Genomic DNA, 15,481 nt, shown 5'->3' with positions numbered 1-15,481 from the left:
CCATCCCATTCGTCAGCCAATTTCGGCCCGTTTAGGAAAGCCGAAGCGCAATTGCGAGCATGGCTTGGTTGTGACGGTGAAAGCATGGCTTTGCCAAACGCTGCGCCCCGCCGCGTCAATTCCCCATGCGCGCCGCCGTCCAGGCAAGCCATAGCCAGCCACCGATCAGCAGGGCCCCGCCAATCGGCGTAACAGCGCCCAGCCAGCGCGGCATGCCCAGCGCCATCAGATAGAGCGTACCGGCAAAGATCGCGGCGCCGATTACAAACAACCAGGCCGAACCGCGCGCCTGCATCTGCAGGGCGACAAGGGCGGCAACGGCATGAACGAGCTGATATTGTCCGCCCGTTTTCAGCCATTCGGCCGCCTCGCCATGGGCGCCATGCGCGCCGAATGCCCCCGCTCCGACAGCCATCGCTCCCGACAATGCCGCAAGCCCCATAAGCACATTCACAATGATTCTCCCGCCATCGTCAGATTCCGCTGAGCCCCGTCAGAATTTCGGCATAGGGCGCCGGGTTCAGCCCCTGCTCGCCAACCCATTCAGGGTTGTAACAGGTTTCCAGATAACGCTCTCCGCTGTCGCATATCATGGTAACGAGGCTTCCCGCTTTGCTTGCATCGCGCATCTCGGTCATCAGCGCGAGTGCCGCAAAAACATTGGTGCCGGTCGATCCGCCGCATTTGCGCCCCAGCACCCGCTCCAGCCAGTAGATGGTCGCAATCGACGCGGAGTCCGGAACTTTCATCATCCGGTCGATCACAGAGGGCTGGAAGGAGGCTTCGACCCGCGGACGGCCGATCCCCTCGATCCGGGATTGGCCATCGCCTGTTATGTCCGGATCCCTTGCACAATAGCTTTCATAGAAAACGGAATTTTCAGGATCGGCAACACAGAGCCTGGTGCGCCCGGTCAATTCGAATTGATAGCGGATATAGCGGCCAATGGTTGCCGATGTACCGCCCGTGCCTGCGCTCATCACCACCCAGTCGGGAACGGGATGTGCCTCTTTCGCCATCTGGGAAAACAGGCTTTCGGCGATATTGTTGTTGCCGCGCCAGTCGGTCGCGCGCTCGGCAAAGGTGAACTGGTCCATATAATGGCCGCCCAGTTCCTGCGCGAGGCGCGCGGCGGCATCGTAAATCTCGCCCGATGGAACCTCGCGCGTTTCCCCGCCATAATGGGTGATCTGATCCAACTTGCGGCGTGCCGTTCCCCGGGGCACGACGGCAACGAAACGCAGCCCCAACAGCCGCGCGAAATAGGCTTCGGAAACCGCGGTGGACCCGGATGAGCTTTCCACTATCGCGGTGTCCGGCCCGATATGACCGTTGCACAGCCCGTAGAGAAACAGGGAACGCGCCAGCCGATGCTTCAAACTGCCCGTGGGATGGGTCGACTCGTCTTTCAGGTAGAGCGAAATGTCCGGGAAGAGCGGCAGATCGAGCTTGATCAGATGCGTGTCGGCCGACCGGGTATAGTCGGCGGTGATCCGTGCAACCGCCTCGCGAACCCAGGCTCGACGTTCATCACGAGCCGAACCACAGGTCACGCTGTCGCAGAATGTTCCGATATCCGCCGTGCAATCGTCCACTTTATTCTCCCCCTCGATCCGCGCCCTGTTTAGTCCCCAAGTATGATGTTGATGTCGAGTCGGTTGGTCAAAGTTCGGTGGACGGGGCATTTTCCGGCAATTTCCATCAAGCGCGCCCGCTGATCTTCGTCGAGATCGCCCTCCATCGTGATTGCTCCGTCGACGATATCGATCTTGTTGTCTGAATTGTTGCAGGTCGCGCAGTCGTCGCGATGCTCGCGGCTGTGCTCGAGCGCAATGTGGACGGCGCTGAGCGGCCAGCCCTTGCGCTGGGCATACATTTGCATGGTGATGGCCGTGCAGCCGCCCAGCGAAGCCAGCAACAGATCGTATGGCGTTGGCCCCTTATCGTCTCCGCCCAGCGATTCCGGTTCGTCGATCAACCATTCATGGCCGCCCGCAGCCACCTTCTGCGTGTAGCGCCCGCCAGCCGTTTGCACCGTGACGATGAAGGGTTCGCCGGCCATGCTATTCCACCGTCACCGATTTCGCCAGATTGCGCGGCTGATCGACATCCGTGCCCTTCGCCACCGCAACATGATAGGCGAGCAGCTGCACGGGAATCGCATAGACAAGCGGCGCGATCAGCGGGTGAACCTTGGGCATCTCGATGGTCGCGATCGTGCCTTGGCCTGCTCTTCCTATCCCTTCGGCGTCCGAAATCAGCACGACCTTTGCGCCGCGTGCCTGGGCCTCCTGCATGTTGGACACGGTTTTTTCGAACAGCGGGCCGGACGGCGCAATTACGATCAGCGGCACCGCATCGTCGATCAGCGCGATCGGCCCATGCTTCATTTCGCCGGACGCATAGCCCTCTGCATGGATATAGCTGATTTCTTTCAGCTTCAGCGCGCCTTCAAGCGCCATCGGATAATCGATCCCGCGCCCGAGATAGAGCACGTCGCGCGCCTCGGCGATCGTGCCCGCCATGCCGGCGATATCTTCGTCATGGCCCAGCGCCGCATTCATCGCCTCGGGCGCTTCGGACAAATGGCGAACGATTTCGCGCTCTTCCTCCGGTGAAAGCTTGCCCTTGGCGCGCGCGAGGTTTGTGGCAAAAGCCGCCATCACGGCGAGCTGGCAGGTGAACGCCTTGGTCGAGGCAACGCCGATCTCGGGGCCAGCATGGGTGGATAGCAGCAGGTCGACTTCACGCGCCATGGAACTGGTCGGCACATTAATGATCCCTGCCGTTTTAACTCCCGCCCTTTTGCAGTGCTTGAGCGCGGCCAGCGTATCCGCCGTCTCTCCCGATTGCGAAATGAACAGGGCCAGCTGGTTTTCCGTAAGAACCGGATCTCGATAGCGAAACTCGGACGCCACATCGACTTCGACGGGCACACGCGCAAACTGCTCGATCCAATATTTGCCGATCATGGCGACATAGGAGGATGTGCCGCAGGCGACGATCGAGATCCGGTCGAACCCGGCCAGGTCGAACGCCATGTCGGGTAGCGCGACCTGTTCTTCCAGCGGCCGGAGATAGCTCTGCAATGTCTGGGCGACGACGATGGGCTGTTCGAAAATCTCTTTCTGCATGAAATGGGCGTGATTGCCCTTCTCATTCGCGGCCGCCGAGGCGCCCGACAGCGCAACGGGCCGCGCGATCAGCTCGTCATTCTCGTCATAGATCATCGTCGCATTGCGCGTTATGACGACCATATCGCCTTCTTCGAGATAGCTGATCTTCTGTGTGAACGGCGCGAGCGCCAGCGCATCGGACCCGAAGAAACTCTCGCCATCGCCATGGCCTACCACGAGCGGTGAACCGAGACGCGCACCGATCAGCATGTCGGGATCGCTCTTGAACATGATCGCCAGCGCAAAGGCGCCATGCAGCCGGTCAAGCGTTTTGCGCACAGCATCGCGCGGTGCAACGCCGGTCTCTATCTGTTCGGAGATCAGATGCGCGACGACCTCGGTATCCGTTTCGCTTTCGAACGCCCGGCCGCGCGCCAGCAATTCGTCCCGCAATTCCTTGAAATTTTCGATGATGCCATTGTGGACCAGCGCCACTTCCTCTGTGGCATGGGGATGGGCATTGTCGGTCGTCGGTGCGCCATGCGTGGCCCATCGCGTATGGGCGATGCCCGTCACTCCATCGACCGGATCATCGGCCAGCACCCTGACAAGGTTGTCGAGCTTGCCCTCGGCCCGGCGGCGTTCGATCCGTCCCTCGGAAAGTGTCGCGACACCGGCAGAGTCATAACCTCGATATTCAAGCCTCTTAAGTCCCTCGACCAGCCGGTTGGTCACATTGTCCTTGCCGAGAATTCCGATAATGCCGCACATATATTCCTGCCTCTTCGCCCGATCCGGGGAACCCGTTGGTCTTTAGACCGAAAACGCCGAGCATCAAGTTAACATCGCCCGGACCAAGTTGACATGGCACCAAAGTCTGGCACCTTCTGAGCAAGGGGAGATTGTCATGCATCTGATACTGCGCATACTCATCGGGCTGCTGGGCGCGCTATATACGGTTATGGGGATGGCCTATCTGTTGCAGCCGCTAGACATCGCCGCCAGTTTTTTCGTTGAACCGGTCGGCGTTCAGGGGATCGCAACCTTACGCGCTGATTTCTCGGCCTTCTTCCTCACGACCGGCCTTTTCGCCCTCTTTGCCGCCGTGAAAAACCGGCCGGGCGCATTGCTCGCGCCGTTATTCCTCTTCGCTATCGCCCTTACCGGCCGTTTCGTCAGCCTTGCGCTGGACGGAATGGAGCCAACGGCCATTCAGCCCATGGTGGTCGAAGCGGTTACAATTGTAATATTCCTGCTTGGCTATCGCTCCTACAAAGGCAGCGCAGCCTAGGGAGAGGATCCGAACAATGCCCGATCAGATTGCGGTAAAGCCAATTGCCGGTGCCCTTGGCGCTGAAATCGAAGGCGCCGATCTTTCGGCGGACCTTTCCAATCAGGCCTTCGATGCGATCCACCGGGCCTTGCTCGACCATCATGTCATCTTCTTTCGAGACCAGCACAGCCTGACGCCCGAAGCGCATAAAGCGTTCGGTCGTCGTTTCGGCAGTCTCAATGTGCATCCCTATGTTTCCGGAATGGACGGCCATCCCGAGATTTTGGAGATCATCAAGGAGCCGGACGAACAAATCAATTTCGGCGGCGGCTGGCATTCGGACATGTCCTATATCGAAAAGCCCGCACTCGGTTCGATACTTCACGCCATCGAAGTGCCCGAATATGGCGGCGACACGCTGTTCGCAAACCAGATGGCGGCCTATGACGCCCTGTCGGACGGGATGAAGGCGATGCTGGACGGCCTCACCGCCATCCATTCGGCATCGCGCGAATATAGCAGCCGGGGCCAATCGGCCCAGGCGCGCCAATCCATGGACACACAGACAACGGACGAAGCGCCCGAATATGCGCATCCTGTTGTCCGCACCCATCCGGAGACCGGCAGGAAAGGCCTGTATGTGAACCCGGCCTTTACCCTGCGATTCAAGGATATGAGCAAGCGCGAAAGCCGGCCGCTCCTCGCCTTCCTGTTCGACCATTGCCGCGACGAGCGTTTCACCTGCCGCTTCCGCTGGAGCGACGGCGCGGTCGCCTTCTGGGACAATCGCTGCGTCTGGCACTATGCGCTCAACGATTATCAGGGCCAGCGCCGCCATATGCGGCGGGTGACCGTGAATGGCGACCGCCCCGTCTAAAACGCCGGAAAACGATCATAGAGGTACGGGATCAGCTGCTCCAGCAGAAGGCGGGCACTCGGCCTCTCTTTCGCGGCAACCTTGCTTCCGTCCTCCTTCTTCCCGCGCGGCTGCCGCTGCGCCGAGGCCGCCTGAATGTCGGCGGCGCGCCCGTGCCCATGCTCGACCATGGCAGCGCAAAAACGCTGCCACGCCGGCGTTTCGGTTCGCTTAGGCATAGCTCACCACCTCGAATTCGATGCCGTTCCAGTCGAAGAAATAGAAGCGGCGGCCAGGTTCGTAGTCCGCATGATTCATCGTCTCCAGTCCCGCCGCGATGACTTTCGCCTCGACCGCATCGAGATCATCCACAACGACACCGATATGATTGAGCGGTTCGCTCTTGCGGAATTGCGGGTCCGCCTTGGCGATATCGGCATTAGTGTAGATGGCGAGATAGTCGTCGTCATTGCCGACATGGATTGTATGTCCGCCGAGCATACCCGCGCCCTCCCAGCGGATATGCCAGCCGAACAGGTCGCGCATCAGATCCGCCGATCGTTGCGGATCGGTCACCGCAATGTTCACATGTTCGAGTTTACCCTGTGTCATTGTACAATCTCCTTTGGTGTTGATTTTTTGTCGATCCTCCAGGGCGGAAACCGGCGATTTTCGCCGCCGCTGAACAGGCAGAGGGGGTTGCCGGCCGGATCGCGAAGCCGTGCTTCGCGCCAGCCCCAGCTTTCATCGCGCGGGCCGCGCTCGAACCGGATACCCGCCGCCTTGAGAGCGGCAACCCGCTCGTCCAGCGCTTCGATTTCGAAATAGATGACCGTGCTGTCGCCGGTGACGGCCTCCACCTTGTGGATGGAGAATGTCTCTCCGGAAGGCGTTTCGAACCGCGCGTATCGGGGCGATGCATCCACTATCTGCCTCAGACCGAGAGCCCGGTAGAAGGCCAGCGAGGCCGCATAGTCGGTCGCTCCAACGGTTACCTGATTGAGCTGCATAACTTGCTCCCTGAAAACGGTTTCGGCAGGAGCAGTTCGGGCCTTCACACCGAACCATCGCTGCTTCGGTTGCATGATCTACAACCTCAACCTAAGTTGAGATCAAGACTTATTTCCAACGGAAAAAGCGATCACAGTTATGGCTAAAACAGCAATGCTCTCGATCGGCGACCTGGCGGCCCGCACCGGCCTTTCGGTATCGGCCATCCGTTTCTACGAGGGGAAGGGCCTGGTGCATCCCTTGCGCAGTTCGGGTGGCCAGCGCCGCTTCCTGCGCTCGGACATTCGCCGTCTCTCCTTCGTCCTGATCGCCCAGCAGCTCGGCCTCTCGATCGGCGAGATCGAGACCCAGCTGGCCAAACTACCCGAAGGCCGGGCTCCTACCCAGCGAGACTGGACACGGATCAGCAACGCCATTCGCGGGACAATCGACGCGCGCATTGCCGAGCTGGAGCGCACCCGTCGACGGCTCGACGGCTGTATCGGCTGCGGTTGCCTGAGCCTGAAGAAATGCCAGCTCTACAATCCGGAGGATCGGGCGGGAATAAGGGGACCGGGCCCGCGCCTCCTGCTGGAGGACTGACCCGCCTCGCGTGACTTGCCGGACGCGATCTCCCATATAGTTCGCAAAAAACAATTTCGGTCCGGAGAGCAAATCCATGAAGCCGCATATCCTTTCCCTCATTCTCCTGGCTAGCGCCGCGCCGGCGTTCGCACAGCAAGGCGAACTGCGCGACCCGCCTGCCCCCGGCACCGCCACCGAAGCGACGCGGGCGGCCAACGCCGCGGTTGCGGACCGGTTGCCGCTGGCCGAGCCGTCCGATTTCGCCGATGCCCGGCGCGGCCGCATCGCCCGGATCGAGGACGAGACCATATTGGGCGCAGACGGATCGGTCATCTGGAGGGTGGGCGGCCATGATTTTCTGATGGGCGAAGCACCGGATACAGCCAATCCCTCGCTCTGGCGGCAATCAGCTCTGGCCGCCGAGCACGGCCTGTTCGCCGTCACCGACGGGATCTGGCAGGTTCGCGGCTACGACCTCTCCGTAATGACGGTGATCGAGGGCGAAACCGGCTGGATCATCGTCGATCCGCTGACAACGACGGAGACCGCCGCTGCGGCGCTGCGCCTCGTCAACGAAACGCTCGGCGAACGGCCCGTCGCCGGCATGCTCTACACCCATTCGCATGCCGACCATTTCGGCGGGGCGCGCGGGATCATGGATGAGGCCGAGATCGCGGCTCGCAACGTACCGGTACTCGCGCCGATCGGCTTTTCCGACAATGCCGTTTCTGAAAACCTTCTCGCCGGAACCCATATGAGCAGGCGGGCGACTCTGATGTTCGGCCAGATCATTCCCGCATCCCCCACATCGCATATCGGATCCGGCCTCGGGCCTGGCGTACCACGCGGTACTGTAAGCCTTATTCTCCCGACCGAGGAGATTTCCGGACGGGGCACACGCCGCACGATCGATGGCGTGCAATTCGAATTTATCGATGCGGCGGGAACGGAAGCTCCAGCCGAATTCATGTTTTACTTGCCCGAGCACCGCGCCCTCCACACGGCTGAAGTGGCGACGGCGACCTTTCATAACGTCCTGACGATGCGCGGCGCGGTCGTGCGCGATGCACTCGGCTGGAGCCGGGCGATCGATCATGTCCTGATCGAATATGCGGACCGGTCCGATGTCGTTCTGGCCTCTCACCACTGGCCGAGCTGGGGCTCGGACAATGTCGCCGCCTTCCTCACCGGACAGCGCGATATCTATCGCTATGTGCACGACCAGACGCTGCGCCGGGCAAATAGCGGTGCGACGATGGTCGAAACGGCCGAAGCGATTGCTGAACCGGATTTCATTCAGAACCGTTTCGATCCGCGCGGATATTACGGCTCGCTCAATCACAACTCCAAGGCTGTGTACCAGCACTATTTCGGTTGGTGGGGCGGTGTGATGGCTGAATATCATCGACTGCCACACGAACAATCGGCAGCGCGTTATGTCGAGGCGATGGGCGGTGCGGATGCTGTCATCGGGCGCGGCATCGAGGCGTTCGACGAGGGCGATTATCGCTGGGCGGCGGAACTGTTCAATCATGTCGTCTTTGCCAATGCTGCAAACGAGCGCGCACGAAACTGGCTGGCCGCAGCTTATGAGCAGCTCGGCTTCCAGGCCGAAAGCGGCGCATGGCGCAGCTATTACCTCACCGCATCGAGCGAATTGCGCAACGGGGTACCCGATACCGGCGGGGCGCGGCTCGGCAATGCCGATTTCCTACGCGCCGTGCCTACTCTCGCCCTGTTCGACATGCTGGCCAGCCGATACGCGCCCGAGAGATTGCAGCGCGATCCCTTTACGCTCAGCTTCGCATTTCCCGATACGAGCGAGACCATCGCTGTCGAAATTGGCCGTAGCGTAATTGTACCGCGCGAACTCGCGCCCGATAACCCCACCGCGACGGTCACGATTAGCCGGACGAACTTCGAGGCCCTGCTGCTCGGTACAGCGCGGCCATTGGCTTTGGTCCAGTCCGGTGCGCTCACCATTGGTGGCGACTCGTCTGCGCTGGCCGCATTTCTTGGCCTTCTCGAACAGCCGGAATTCTGGTTCGCAACCGCAACACCCTGAGGAAATTAGTCTTTTCCGGGTTTCATGACAGAGATACGGCGATCTGCTAGCCTGTGCTTTGCGAGCCGAGCGACCGTGGCGTTTCTCGAGCGGCGCGTGTCCGAGCGAAAACGCCGGGCCACAGGGGAACTGGGAGAGAATTATGAAGAATCTGTTTGGGGCGGCTGTTGCCGCCGCTGCACTGTGCTGCGCGAGTTCGGCAAGCGCGGAGAACTTCACCTATGAAATTACATGGGGCGATGTCTCCATGGTTGGAGGTATTGGTCCGGACGGCACCTGGGGCCGTGGCGGAGCCGTCGAAGGAACCTATGTCACGACCCTAGCCGACGGCAGCACGGTAAACGGCAATGTAAGATGTGTCGGTATGGACCAACCGCCGTCCGCCGGGGTCTTTGCCGTGACATTGGCATGCGATGCCGTGCGCGACGGCGCCACAGACGCTACCGCGATTGCCTATGGCTGTAACTATCTCGGCGAACCGGGACCGGACACGGCACTGGGCTGTGTCGGGGGAATCCGCAGCCAGACGGGAACGGTTGGCGCAGTGCGCACCGGATCGGTCACCATGCACTGGCATGGTCCGGATGCAGCCTCCGGTACGGGACAATGGTATTAGGCCACGCATAGCCTTTCGGTATCGCCCGCTGATCGTGTGAACATCATTTGTTGCATGGTCGGCGGGCGAAATACCTTGCGCAAGGCCGCCGCAATTGGCGATCAGTCCACCGAAACAGCCGCTGCCAGAAAAAATATGGCCGCCGCCAAAGCGCCGAGAGTTCGAACGTGGTTCCAGCGGGTCCAGACGACACCATATTCCTGCCAATAGTCGGCAGCGGCCGCACTGGTCGTGCCCATCCGGTCAAGCCGGTTGTTCATCGGAACATTACCCAGCATCGTGACCAAAAAGACGCTCACGACGTAAACCGCTCCACCCGCCAGTATCCAGCTTGCGCTCGAACCAGGCAGATACAAATAGGCATAAGCCCCCAGTATCAATGAAGCCGGTGCCAATCCCAGCAGCATCACAAGGAACACGGAGCGAAACACCGTGCGGTTGATCATCTGCATCGATTCTATACCGGCAGATGGCTCCGTGGCGACCAGTGCCCGCATTACGAAATCCGAAAAAGACTGAAACACGCCGGCAACAAGCGCGCTGCTCAAGGCCATGGCCAAACACGCGAATACGATCCAATTGATAGTCATGATCATTCTCCAATCATCTGAATTTACGGCAGAAGGCCCTCATGCTTCAGATTGCTGCCTTGGCGCCCATCCGCTGTGCGCGAGCAATCCAGCCTTCGATCTTCGTCGGTTTTGAGGTTTTGACTGGTCCCAGCTGGATAATCTTCCGGACCTTCACACCGCAAAACCCGAGCACCTGATTCTTCAGAACGCGCCGTCCGGGTTTCCGATTTCTTAGGGTGTCATACCAGGGCGGGGTGTCGGACGTTATGATCGTATCGGCAGTTTTGCCTTTGAGGAGCTTGTCCCAGCCCAGCCCTTCACGGTGATATTTGAAACCGAAGCCTGGCAGCAGGGCCCGATCCAGAACGGCCTTGGCTCTGCCCGGCATCGCGCCCCACCAATAGGGATGAACAAAAAGGAGATGATCGGCCCAGGCGATATTGTCCTGCCAGGCCTTAAGGTCGGGTTCGAGCGGCGACCGGGTATCCGTGTAGCCCGGAAAATCGGCGCTGAACGTCATCGCGCTCAGATTGAGCTGGCGGACTTCGGCTCCGCCCTGCTCCGCCCCCATGGCATAGGCATCCGCAAGCGCATCGCTGAGAGAACCTGCCCGGGGATGGGCCGACCAGATGAAAACCTTCTTCGCCATAGCGCAGTTCCTTTTCTTGACACTGTGTCAATTGACAGGACGTCAACTGAACGATACTTTACATCATGTCAAGAAAAAATCTCGAAACCCGAAATCGGATCGTACAGGCAAGCTGGCGAATGCTGGAGGGCGGTGACGCAAATGCAATCCGCATGGGCGATATCGCCAAAGAGGCCGGCATCAGTCGCCAAGCCCTCTATCTGCATTTTCCGGCGCGGGCTGACCTGCTGGATGCAACCGCACGCTATCTCGACGAATATTATGAGATCGACAAACGCCTTGCGGCGAGCCGGGCTGCGGAAACCGGAATCGAAAGGCTTGATGCTTTCATCGAGGCCTGGGGAAACTATATCCCGAAAATCTACGGAATGGCGAAGGCCTTTCTCGCAATGAAGGATAGCGACGAAGCCGCTCGCATCGCATGGACCAGCCGCATGGAAGCCCTGCGCCATGGATGCCGCGCGGCCATTCGCGCACTCAATCGGGACGGCACATTGTCGCCCGATCATTCACCCGGCCAGGCGGCGGATATTCTCTGGACGATACTGTCGGTCCGCAACTGGGAGCAATTGCGGCATGACTGCGGATGGTCGCAAAAACGCTATCTCAGCGTTACGAAAAACGCAGCCCGGCGTATACTGGTCAATGAGAAAGGGGCTGGCGAATAGGAGCCGGCCAAACGCTATTTCGCCGCTTTCTTCCGTATCATCGCATCCCGAAACCTTTTCGCCCATCCCGGCTTCGCGCTTTGCTCACCGCGTGCCAGCACCAGGGCGTCGGTTTCAACATCCTTCGTTACCACCGATCCAGCACCGACAATCGCGCCGGCACCAATCTTCACCGGCGCAACAAGCGCGCTGTTCGATCCGATAAAGGCACCTTCGCCGATCTCTGTCTGATATTTGAAATAGCCGTCATAGTTGCAGGTGATCGTGCCCGCGCCGATATTTGCGCCCGCGCCAATCGTCGCATCGCCAAGATAGGTCAGGTGGCTGGCTTTCGCACCCTTGCCTAGTGTGGCTTGCTTCATTTCGACGAAATTGCCGACTTTCGATCCCTCTTCCATCACCGCGCCAGGGCGCAGTCGCGCATAGGGACCAACAGAGCAGCCGGCCCCCACACTTGCTCCCTCGATATGACTGAAGGCGTGGATCGTAGCGCCGTCGGCGACGCTGGAGCCGGGGCCGAAACGAACCTGCGGCTCGATCGTCACATCGCGGCCGATCCTGGTATCGTGGCTGAACCAGACGGTCGCCGGATCGACCAGCGTAGCGCCGTCCGCCATCGCTTGTTCGCGGCGGCGGTCCTGCCATGCACGTTCGGCATCGGCGAGTTCGGCCCGGCTGTTGATCCCGGCAACTTCCCATGGCGCCGCTTCGATCACAGCGCTGTGGCGGCCATCGGCCTGTGCCACCATCACCATATCCGGTAGGTAATATTCCCCCTGGGCATTATCGTTCCCGACCCGGTCGAGCAGCGCAAACATATCCGCTGCCTTCGCCGCAATAAGCCCTGAGTTACAAAGGTTTACGGCACGTTCTTCCGCGCTCGAATCCTTATATTCTACCATTTTTCCGATGCGCCCGGCATTGTCTGCAATGATCCGGCCATAGGCGAGCGCATCGTTGGGGCGGAAACCCAGAACGACGCAGGTCGGCGCATCGGGCGCGTTTAGCGTTTCCAGCATTTTGGCCACCGTCTCGGCGCGCACCATCGGCACATCGCCGAAACAGGCCAGAACAGCGCCGTCGAAATCCGCCAGCACCTCGCGCGCCCGCAAAACGGCATGGCCGGTGCCGAGTTGATCTTCCTGCACAGCGACCGATGCGCCCCGTTCGACAACAAAGGGTTCGACTTCCTCGCGGCCGGCACCAAGCACGACCACCGTCTTGGCGGGATCGAGCCGCGCAAGCTCATCCATCAGATGGCCAAGCATGGGCTTGCCAGCGATGGAATGGAGCACCTTGTGGCGCGCAGATTTCATGCGAGTCCCCTTGCCCGCAGCAAGTATGATCGCGGCAAAGGGCATGGATGGGTTTATGGTCGAGCTGTCGGTCATGTCACGCCACGGTCTGCCAGCAAATGCTTAGCATTTCCATAGCGGAACGGCGCGATGATTGCGCCGAGGCATTACCCGAAAGAACCGGCAATCTGTTTGTGAACGTCGCGCATCGTCTCATTCACGAAAATGTCGCCAAGATCCTGCAGCAGAGCATCCAGCGGTGATCCGTTCACCTTGGCAGGCGTCCCCGGCGATGCTTTTGCAAGTTTCTTGGCCAGCTTTGCCAGTTTCTTGTCGAGCTTGGCCTTGAGTTTGGCGACAACCTTCACGCGCTCAGCATCGGTTGTCGCCTTACCGAGCCCTTCGATCAGCTCTTCAACGATTTCCCCCTCGGGCATTGCGAGCGCGTTGCGCTTCGACGTTTCCAGCGATTTGCGCGCAGCCTCTGATCTCGCGTCGAAAGCGTCCGACAGAGACCGGTGAAATATCTGCAAGTCTTTAATCGATGTCATGGCAAATTCTCCTGTTTCGTCAGGATGAAAGTGCCAGAGAATTGGGCCGGCAGTTGTGCCCGACAGCACAGGGCCAGGCTTTAATTCTGCCCCTTGCGCCACTTTGTCCACAGATGCCGGATGAGCATCAGCGGCGGCATACGCAGCCAGTGGGAGCGGATATAGAAAGCGAGGCGCAGAAATTTGCGGGTTTCACGTCCCCAGTCATCGCGGGCAAGCAGGCGGCGGATATAGAGTGCATCGCCCACCCTTCCGCGGCGCGCCAAAGCGCCATCCAACGGCGTTTCGTACAGCGCCTCGGCGAGGCGCAGCGCCCGGGCGACCGGCTTTGCCAGCTGATGCCGCTCCGCGCGTTGGCCCAGCGCCTTCCAGAACCCGTCGCGGGTTCCGAAATCACGCAGCAGCTGGTCGATATCCCACAGGTTGCGCAGCCCGCCCGCCAGATCGCCATCAGCGAAGAGGTGCGCTGCGGAATGACAGACCATATCGGCGGGAGAGAGGATGCGCAGGCCGTTCTCCAGCTCCACGCTGTCCGCGATCATCGAAACAGCATCGGGCGTCGGTTTCGCAGTGAGCGGCAAGACCGTGTGGTGAACATCAATCATCCTGTCGCGTTCCTTATGGATCAGCGGCGGCAGCTCATGCATGTAATCGCGATAATAGGCGTCATCATAGGCATCCTCCTTCACCCATTCCCAACCGCCCTGTCCGGTTAGCGCGCGCTCGACAGCATCGAGCGCCTCGTGGCTAACAAGGATGTCGAGATCGCCAATGGATCGGCCCACGCCTGCAGACAGGCCCGCCGCGACATAGGCCGTGCCTTTCAGCAGAACGACCGGCTCGCCGAGTGGAGCGAGCACACGACGCGACATTTCTGCTTCCCACAGCGCCTGCCGCCGCGCATGCTCCGCAAACCGGCGCGCATCGGCGCAGAGCTGCGCGACTTTCTCAGGCAGAAAACCGAGGCCATCCAGCCGATGCGCGAGGCTGCCCATCAGCTGTTCAGCCCGCGCCATAGCAATCAGCGCGGTCCAATCCCCGGCATCGAAATTTTGCGTCGTCGAAGGGTCAACGAGCGCACGGGTCAGGATGCCGGCGTCGGTCATTCAGCCAGCTCCATCCAGAGCCGCTCGACACTGGCGACAGCGTTTTCGGTATCAGGATAGTCAACCGCCCGGGTCGGGATCGTCCGAACCAGCGAAGACAGCGCATCGAATCCCGCCTCTCCCAGTGCAACATAATTGGTCGAGGCCTGGGTCAACCGGACGAAAACTTCCGCTTCGCCAACTTCGCGAACATCCGGCGCATGACCGAAACGCGGAAAAAGGAGCAGCGCCGGTCTGGCTGGTTCGCTCATCTTCGCAATCGCATCTGTGGGAGGCTGTAAATGCCGGATATCGCCCTTGGGAGTGTCGCGCATGAGCGGGCCGAGCCGGTCTGCATCGACCGCCCCCTCGAACAGGGTGATTGCCTCATTCTTCAGGCTAACGAGACGCGGGAAAGCATGCACCACAGCAGTGCTCAAATCGACCAGCACGAATTCGTCGCCCATGAAGCGCCAGCCGCGCTCGCCTAGCAATGCGGAAAGCGTCGATTTGCCCGCGCCCGAATGACCGGTCATCAGCAGCGCCTTGCCGTCGCGCTCCACTGCCGAGGCATGAAGCAGCAGGTAGCGTCGCTGGCCGAGCGCCATTTGCAGGTTCATCCCCATTTCCGCGGCCAGCAACCCGTGGGCGAGCGAGACCGGCGCGGCGTCAGGCAGCATATAGTCGCCGCCGATCATTACCGAGGGCCGGAGGAAGCGTCGCCACGGCCGCTGGGCAAACAGACGCACGGTGAAGTCGGGAATATCGGGGGCCGGATAGTCGCTGTACAATGCGGCCAGCTGGTCTATCGGCTGCTTCCAGTCCGAGCCTATCCGGAATCCGGCCGGACCGACGCGCACGCGAAATTCATGTTTCATGCCCGCCATACCAGACCGGACATTTCCAGCTCCGCAATGCGTGCCTCCAGCGCTGCTTCGAGATCGTCGCTGTCGCCAAAATCATAATCGCGCTTCAGCCGGTCGAGCAGCGCCGCGGGTTCCGCGTCGCCTTCTGCCAGCGCTTCGAGGATCTGCGGCGCGGGCGGCGCGAGGATATGGGTCAACCCGGAGGGACGGTGAAAAATGAGCGCCACGCCGTCGAGCGCGATTACACGCCGCGCCTCGGGCGGATCGGCGCGATATGCGTTTGTGTTCATGACG

Annotated in this window: 20 protein-coding genes; 6 read left to right on the top strand and 14 right to left on the bottom strand. The window is 60.5% G+C overall.

What is annotated here, in order from left to right:
• Positions 1-115 precede the first annotated feature (115 nt).
• From DFR46_RS00640 to glmS, 4 genes are read right to left on the bottom strand one after another with little or no spacing between them, the layout of a single operon-like run.
• Positions 116-442 carry a DUF423 domain-containing protein gene (locus DFR46_RS00640; RefSeq protein WP_211306443.1) on the bottom strand — a complete coding sequence of 109 codons (327 nt, stop codon included), beginning with the start codon at positions 440-442 and terminating at the stop codon, positions 116-118.
• Between the two features lie 31 nt (positions 443-473).
• A complete protein-coding gene (locus tag DFR46_RS00635; RefSeq protein ID WP_281269996.1) occupies positions 474-1,595 on the bottom strand; it encodes a PLP-dependent cysteine synthase family protein in 1,122 nt (373 codons plus the stop codon).
• A 29-nt stretch (positions 1,596-1,624) separates the two neighbouring features.
• Positions 1,625-2,062: an OsmC family protein gene (locus DFR46_RS00630; protein ID WP_116234699.1), complete on the bottom strand. Its 438-nt coding sequence runs from the start codon at positions 2,060-2,062 to the stop codon at positions 1,625-1,627.
• 1 nt (position 2,063) lies between these two features.
• On the bottom strand, positions 2,064-3,887 hold the full coding sequence (gene glmS, locus DFR46_RS00625) for a glutamine--fructose-6-phosphate transaminase (isomerizing) (protein ID WP_116234698.1): 1,824 nt from the start codon (positions 3,885-3,887) through the stop codon (positions 2,064-2,066).
• 136 nt (positions 3,888-4,023) lie between these two features.
• Here glmS and DFR46_RS00620 point away from each other — a divergent pair, with 136 nt between their 5' ends.
• Together DFR46_RS00620 and DFR46_RS00615 are read left to right on the top strand one after the other, a co-directional pair.
• Positions 4,024-4,407, top strand: a complete 384-nt coding sequence (locus DFR46_RS00620; protein WP_116234697.1) for a DUF4345 family protein — start codon at positions 4,024-4,026, stop codon at positions 4,405-4,407.
• 16 nt (positions 4,408-4,423) lie between these two features.
• Positions 4,424-5,266: a TauD/TfdA dioxygenase family protein gene (locus tag DFR46_RS00615; protein ID WP_116234696.1), complete on the top strand. Its 843-nt coding sequence runs from the start codon at positions 4,424-4,426 to the stop codon at positions 5,264-5,266.
• Here the strand turns inward: DFR46_RS00615 and DFR46_RS00610 are convergent.
• From DFR46_RS00610 to DFR46_RS00600, 3 genes are read right to left on the bottom strand one after another with little or no spacing between them, the layout of a single operon-like run.
• Positions 5,263-5,484 carry a hypothetical protein gene (locus DFR46_RS00610; RefSeq protein ID WP_116234695.1) on the bottom strand — a complete coding sequence of 74 codons (222 nt, stop codon included), beginning with the start codon at positions 5,482-5,484 and terminating at the stop codon, positions 5,263-5,265. The two genes, DFR46_RS00615 and DFR46_RS00610, sit on opposite strands and share 4 nt — an antisense overlap.
• Positions 5,477-5,857 carry a VOC family protein gene (locus tag DFR46_RS00605; RefSeq protein ID WP_116234694.1) on the bottom strand — a complete coding sequence of 127 codons (381 nt, stop codon included), beginning with the start codon at positions 5,855-5,857 and terminating at the stop codon, positions 5,477-5,479. Before DFR46_RS00605 ends, DFR46_RS00610 begins: the two co-directional genes overlap by 8 nt.
• Positions 5,854-6,255, bottom strand: a complete 402-nt coding sequence (locus DFR46_RS00600; protein ID WP_116234693.1) for a VOC family protein — start codon at positions 6,253-6,255, stop codon at positions 5,854-5,856. Before DFR46_RS00600 ends, DFR46_RS00605 begins: the two co-directional genes overlap by 4 nt.
• 139 nt (positions 6,256-6,394) lie before the next feature.
• On the opposite strand from DFR46_RS00600, the gene soxR reads away from it, so the two are divergent.
• From soxR to DFR46_RS00585, 3 genes are all read left to right on the top strand, one after another.
• Positions 6,395-6,838 (top strand): redox-sensitive transcriptional activator SoxR, encoded by a 444-nt coding sequence (gene soxR, locus DFR46_RS00595; RefSeq protein ID WP_116234692.1) that lies wholly within the window; start codon positions 6,395-6,397, stop codon positions 6,836-6,838.
• A gap of 76 nt (positions 6,839-6,914) precedes the next feature.
• Positions 6,915-8,885: an alkyl/aryl-sulfatase gene (locus tag DFR46_RS00590; RefSeq protein ID WP_116234691.1), complete on the top strand. Its 1,971-nt coding sequence runs from the start codon at positions 6,915-6,917 to the stop codon at positions 8,883-8,885.
• 142 nt (positions 8,886-9,027) lie between these two features.
• The gene (locus tag DFR46_RS00585; RefSeq protein ID WP_116234690.1) at positions 9,028-9,501 is read left to right on the top strand and encodes a hypothetical protein; all 474 of its coding nucleotides are present in this window, start codon (positions 9,028-9,030) and stop codon (positions 9,499-9,501) included.
• 101 nt (positions 9,502-9,602) lie between these two features.
• Here DFR46_RS00585 and DFR46_RS00580 read toward each other — a convergent pair whose 3' ends face one another.
• Both DFR46_RS00580 and DFR46_RS00575 read right to left on the bottom strand, forming a co-directional pair.
• A complete protein-coding gene (locus tag DFR46_RS00580; RefSeq protein ID WP_211306354.1) occupies positions 9,603-10,091 on the bottom strand; it encodes an anthrone oxygenase family protein in 489 nt (162 codons plus the stop codon).
• Between the two features lie 46 nt (positions 10,092-10,137).
• Entirely contained in the window at positions 10,138-10,722 is a 585-nt protein-coding gene (locus DFR46_RS00575; RefSeq protein ID WP_116234689.1) for an NAD(P)H-dependent oxidoreductase, read from the bottom strand.
• A 65-nt stretch (positions 10,723-10,787) separates the two neighbouring features.
• On the opposite strand from DFR46_RS00575, the gene DFR46_RS00570 reads away from it, so the two are divergent.
• The gene (locus DFR46_RS00570) at positions 10,788-11,390 is read left to right on the top strand and encodes a TetR/AcrR family transcriptional regulator (RefSeq protein ID WP_116234688.1); all 603 of its coding nucleotides are present in this window, start codon (positions 10,788-10,790) and stop codon (positions 11,388-11,390) included.
• A 14-nt stretch (positions 11,391-11,404) separates the two neighbouring features.
• On the opposite strand, the gene glmU is transcribed toward DFR46_RS00570, so the two are convergent.
• The 5 genes from glmU to DFR46_RS00545 all read right to left on the bottom strand — a co-directional run bounded on the left by glmU (position 11,405) and on the right by DFR46_RS00545 (position 15,477).
• Entirely contained in the window at positions 11,405-12,751 is a 1,347-nt protein-coding gene (glmU, locus tag DFR46_RS00565) for a bifunctional UDP-N-acetylglucosamine diphosphorylase/glucosamine-1-phosphate N-acetyltransferase GlmU (RefSeq protein ID WP_245953878.1), read from the bottom strand.
• A 101-nt stretch (positions 12,752-12,852) separates the two neighbouring features.
• Positions 12,853-13,236, bottom strand: coding sequence for a hypothetical protein (locus tag DFR46_RS00560; RefSeq protein ID WP_116234686.1), 384 nt, complete (start codon positions 13,234-13,236; stop codon positions 12,853-12,855).
• Between the two features lie 80 nt (positions 13,237-13,316).
• A complete protein-coding gene (locus DFR46_RS00555) occupies positions 13,317-14,342 on the bottom strand; it encodes a nucleotidyltransferase domain-containing protein (RefSeq protein WP_116234685.1) in 1,026 nt (341 codons plus the stop codon).
• Complete coding sequence (locus DFR46_RS00550) at positions 14,339-15,199, bottom strand: HprK-related kinase A (RefSeq protein WP_116237059.1); 861 nt, start codon at positions 15,197-15,199, stop codon at positions 14,339-14,341. Before DFR46_RS00550 ends, DFR46_RS00555 begins: the two co-directional genes overlap by 4 nt.
• Positions 15,196-15,477 (bottom strand): HPr-rel-A system PqqD family peptide chaperone, encoded by a 282-nt coding sequence (locus tag DFR46_RS00545; protein WP_116234684.1) that lies wholly within the window; start codon positions 15,475-15,477, stop codon positions 15,196-15,198. Before DFR46_RS00545 ends, DFR46_RS00550 begins: the two co-directional genes overlap by 4 nt.
• Positions 15,478-15,481 lie beyond the last annotated feature (4 nt).

Source organism: Parasphingopyxis lamellibrachiae, assembly GCF_003385775.1.
GTDB lineage: Bacteria > Pseudomonadota > Alphaproteobacteria > Sphingomonadales > Sphingomonadaceae > Parasphingopyxis > Parasphingopyxis lamellibrachiae.
Note: the sequence above shows the minus strand (reverse complement) of the source record. Positions and strands in the feature narration are given on the sequence as shown.

What these genes read in the sequence shown, in the direction of transcription:
- DFR46_RS00640 (WP_211306443.1), bottom strand. Translation starts at nt 442, where the DNA reads ATGGGGCTTGCGGCATTGTCGGGAGCGATGGCTGTCGGAGCGGGGGCA.
- DFR46_RS00630 (WP_116234699.1), bottom strand. Translation starts at nt 2,062, where the DNA reads ATGGCCGGCGAACCCTTCATCGTCACGGTGCAAACGGCTGGCGGGCGC.
- glmS (WP_116234698.1), bottom strand. Translation starts at nt 3,887, where the DNA reads ATGTGCGGCATTATCGGAATTCTCGGCAAGGACAATGTGACCAACCGG.
- DFR46_RS00620 (WP_116234697.1), top strand. Translation starts at nt 4,024, where the DNA reads ATGCATCTGATACTGCGCATACTCATCGGGCTGCTGGGCGCGCTATAT.
- DFR46_RS00615 (WP_116234696.1), top strand. Translation starts at nt 4,424, where the DNA reads ATGCCCGATCAGATTGCGGTAAAGCCAATTGCCGGTGCCCTTGGCGCT.
- DFR46_RS00610 (WP_116234695.1), bottom strand. Translation starts at nt 5,484, where the DNA reads ATGCCTAAGCGAACCGAAACGCCGGCGTGGCAGCGTTTTTGCGCTGCC.
- DFR46_RS00605 (WP_116234694.1), bottom strand. Translation starts at nt 5,857, where the DNA reads ATGACACAGGGTAAACTCGAACATGTGAACATTGCGGTGACCGATCCG.
- DFR46_RS00600 (WP_116234693.1), bottom strand. Translation starts at nt 6,255, where the DNA reads ATGCAGCTCAATCAGGTAACCGTTGGAGCGACCGACTATGCGGCCTCG.
- soxR (WP_116234692.1), top strand. Translation starts at nt 6,395, where the DNA reads ATGGCTAAAACAGCAATGCTCTCGATCGGCGACCTGGCGGCCCGCACC.
- DFR46_RS00590 (WP_116234691.1), top strand. Translation starts at nt 6,915, where the DNA reads ATGAAGCCGCATATCCTTTCCCTCATTCTCCTGGCTAGCGCCGCGCCG.
- DFR46_RS00585 (WP_116234690.1), top strand. Translation starts at nt 9,028, where the DNA reads ATGAAGAATCTGTTTGGGGCGGCTGTTGCCGCCGCTGCACTGTGCTGC.
- DFR46_RS00580 (WP_211306354.1), bottom strand. Translation starts at nt 10,091, where the DNA reads ATGACTATCAATTGGATCGTATTCGCGTGTTTGGCCATGGCCTTGAGC.
- DFR46_RS00575 (WP_116234689.1), bottom strand. Translation starts at nt 10,722, where the DNA reads ATGGCGAAGAAGGTTTTCATCTGGTCGGCCCATCCCCGGGCAGGTTCT.
- DFR46_RS00570 (WP_116234688.1), top strand. Translation starts at nt 10,788, where the DNA reads ATGTCAAGAAAAAATCTCGAAACCCGAAATCGGATCGTACAGGCAAGC.
- glmU (WP_245953878.1), bottom strand. Translation starts at nt 12,751, where the DNA reads ATGCCCTTTGCCGCGATCATACTTGCTGCGGGCAAGGGGACTCGCATG.
- DFR46_RS00560 (WP_116234686.1), bottom strand. Translation starts at nt 13,236, where the DNA reads ATGACATCGATTAAAGACTTGCAGATATTTCACCGGTCTCTGTCGGAC.
- DFR46_RS00555 (WP_116234685.1), bottom strand. Translation starts at nt 14,342, where the DNA reads ATGACCGACGCCGGCATCCTGACCCGTGCGCTCGTTGACCCTTCGACG.
- DFR46_RS00550 (WP_116237059.1), bottom strand. Translation starts at nt 15,199, where the DNA reads ATGAAACATGAATTTCGCGTGCGCGTCGGTCCGGCCGGATTCCGGATA.
- DFR46_RS00545 (WP_116234684.1), bottom strand. Translation starts at nt 15,477, where the DNA reads ATGAACACAAACGCATATCGCGCCGATCCGCCCGAGGCGCGGCGTGTA.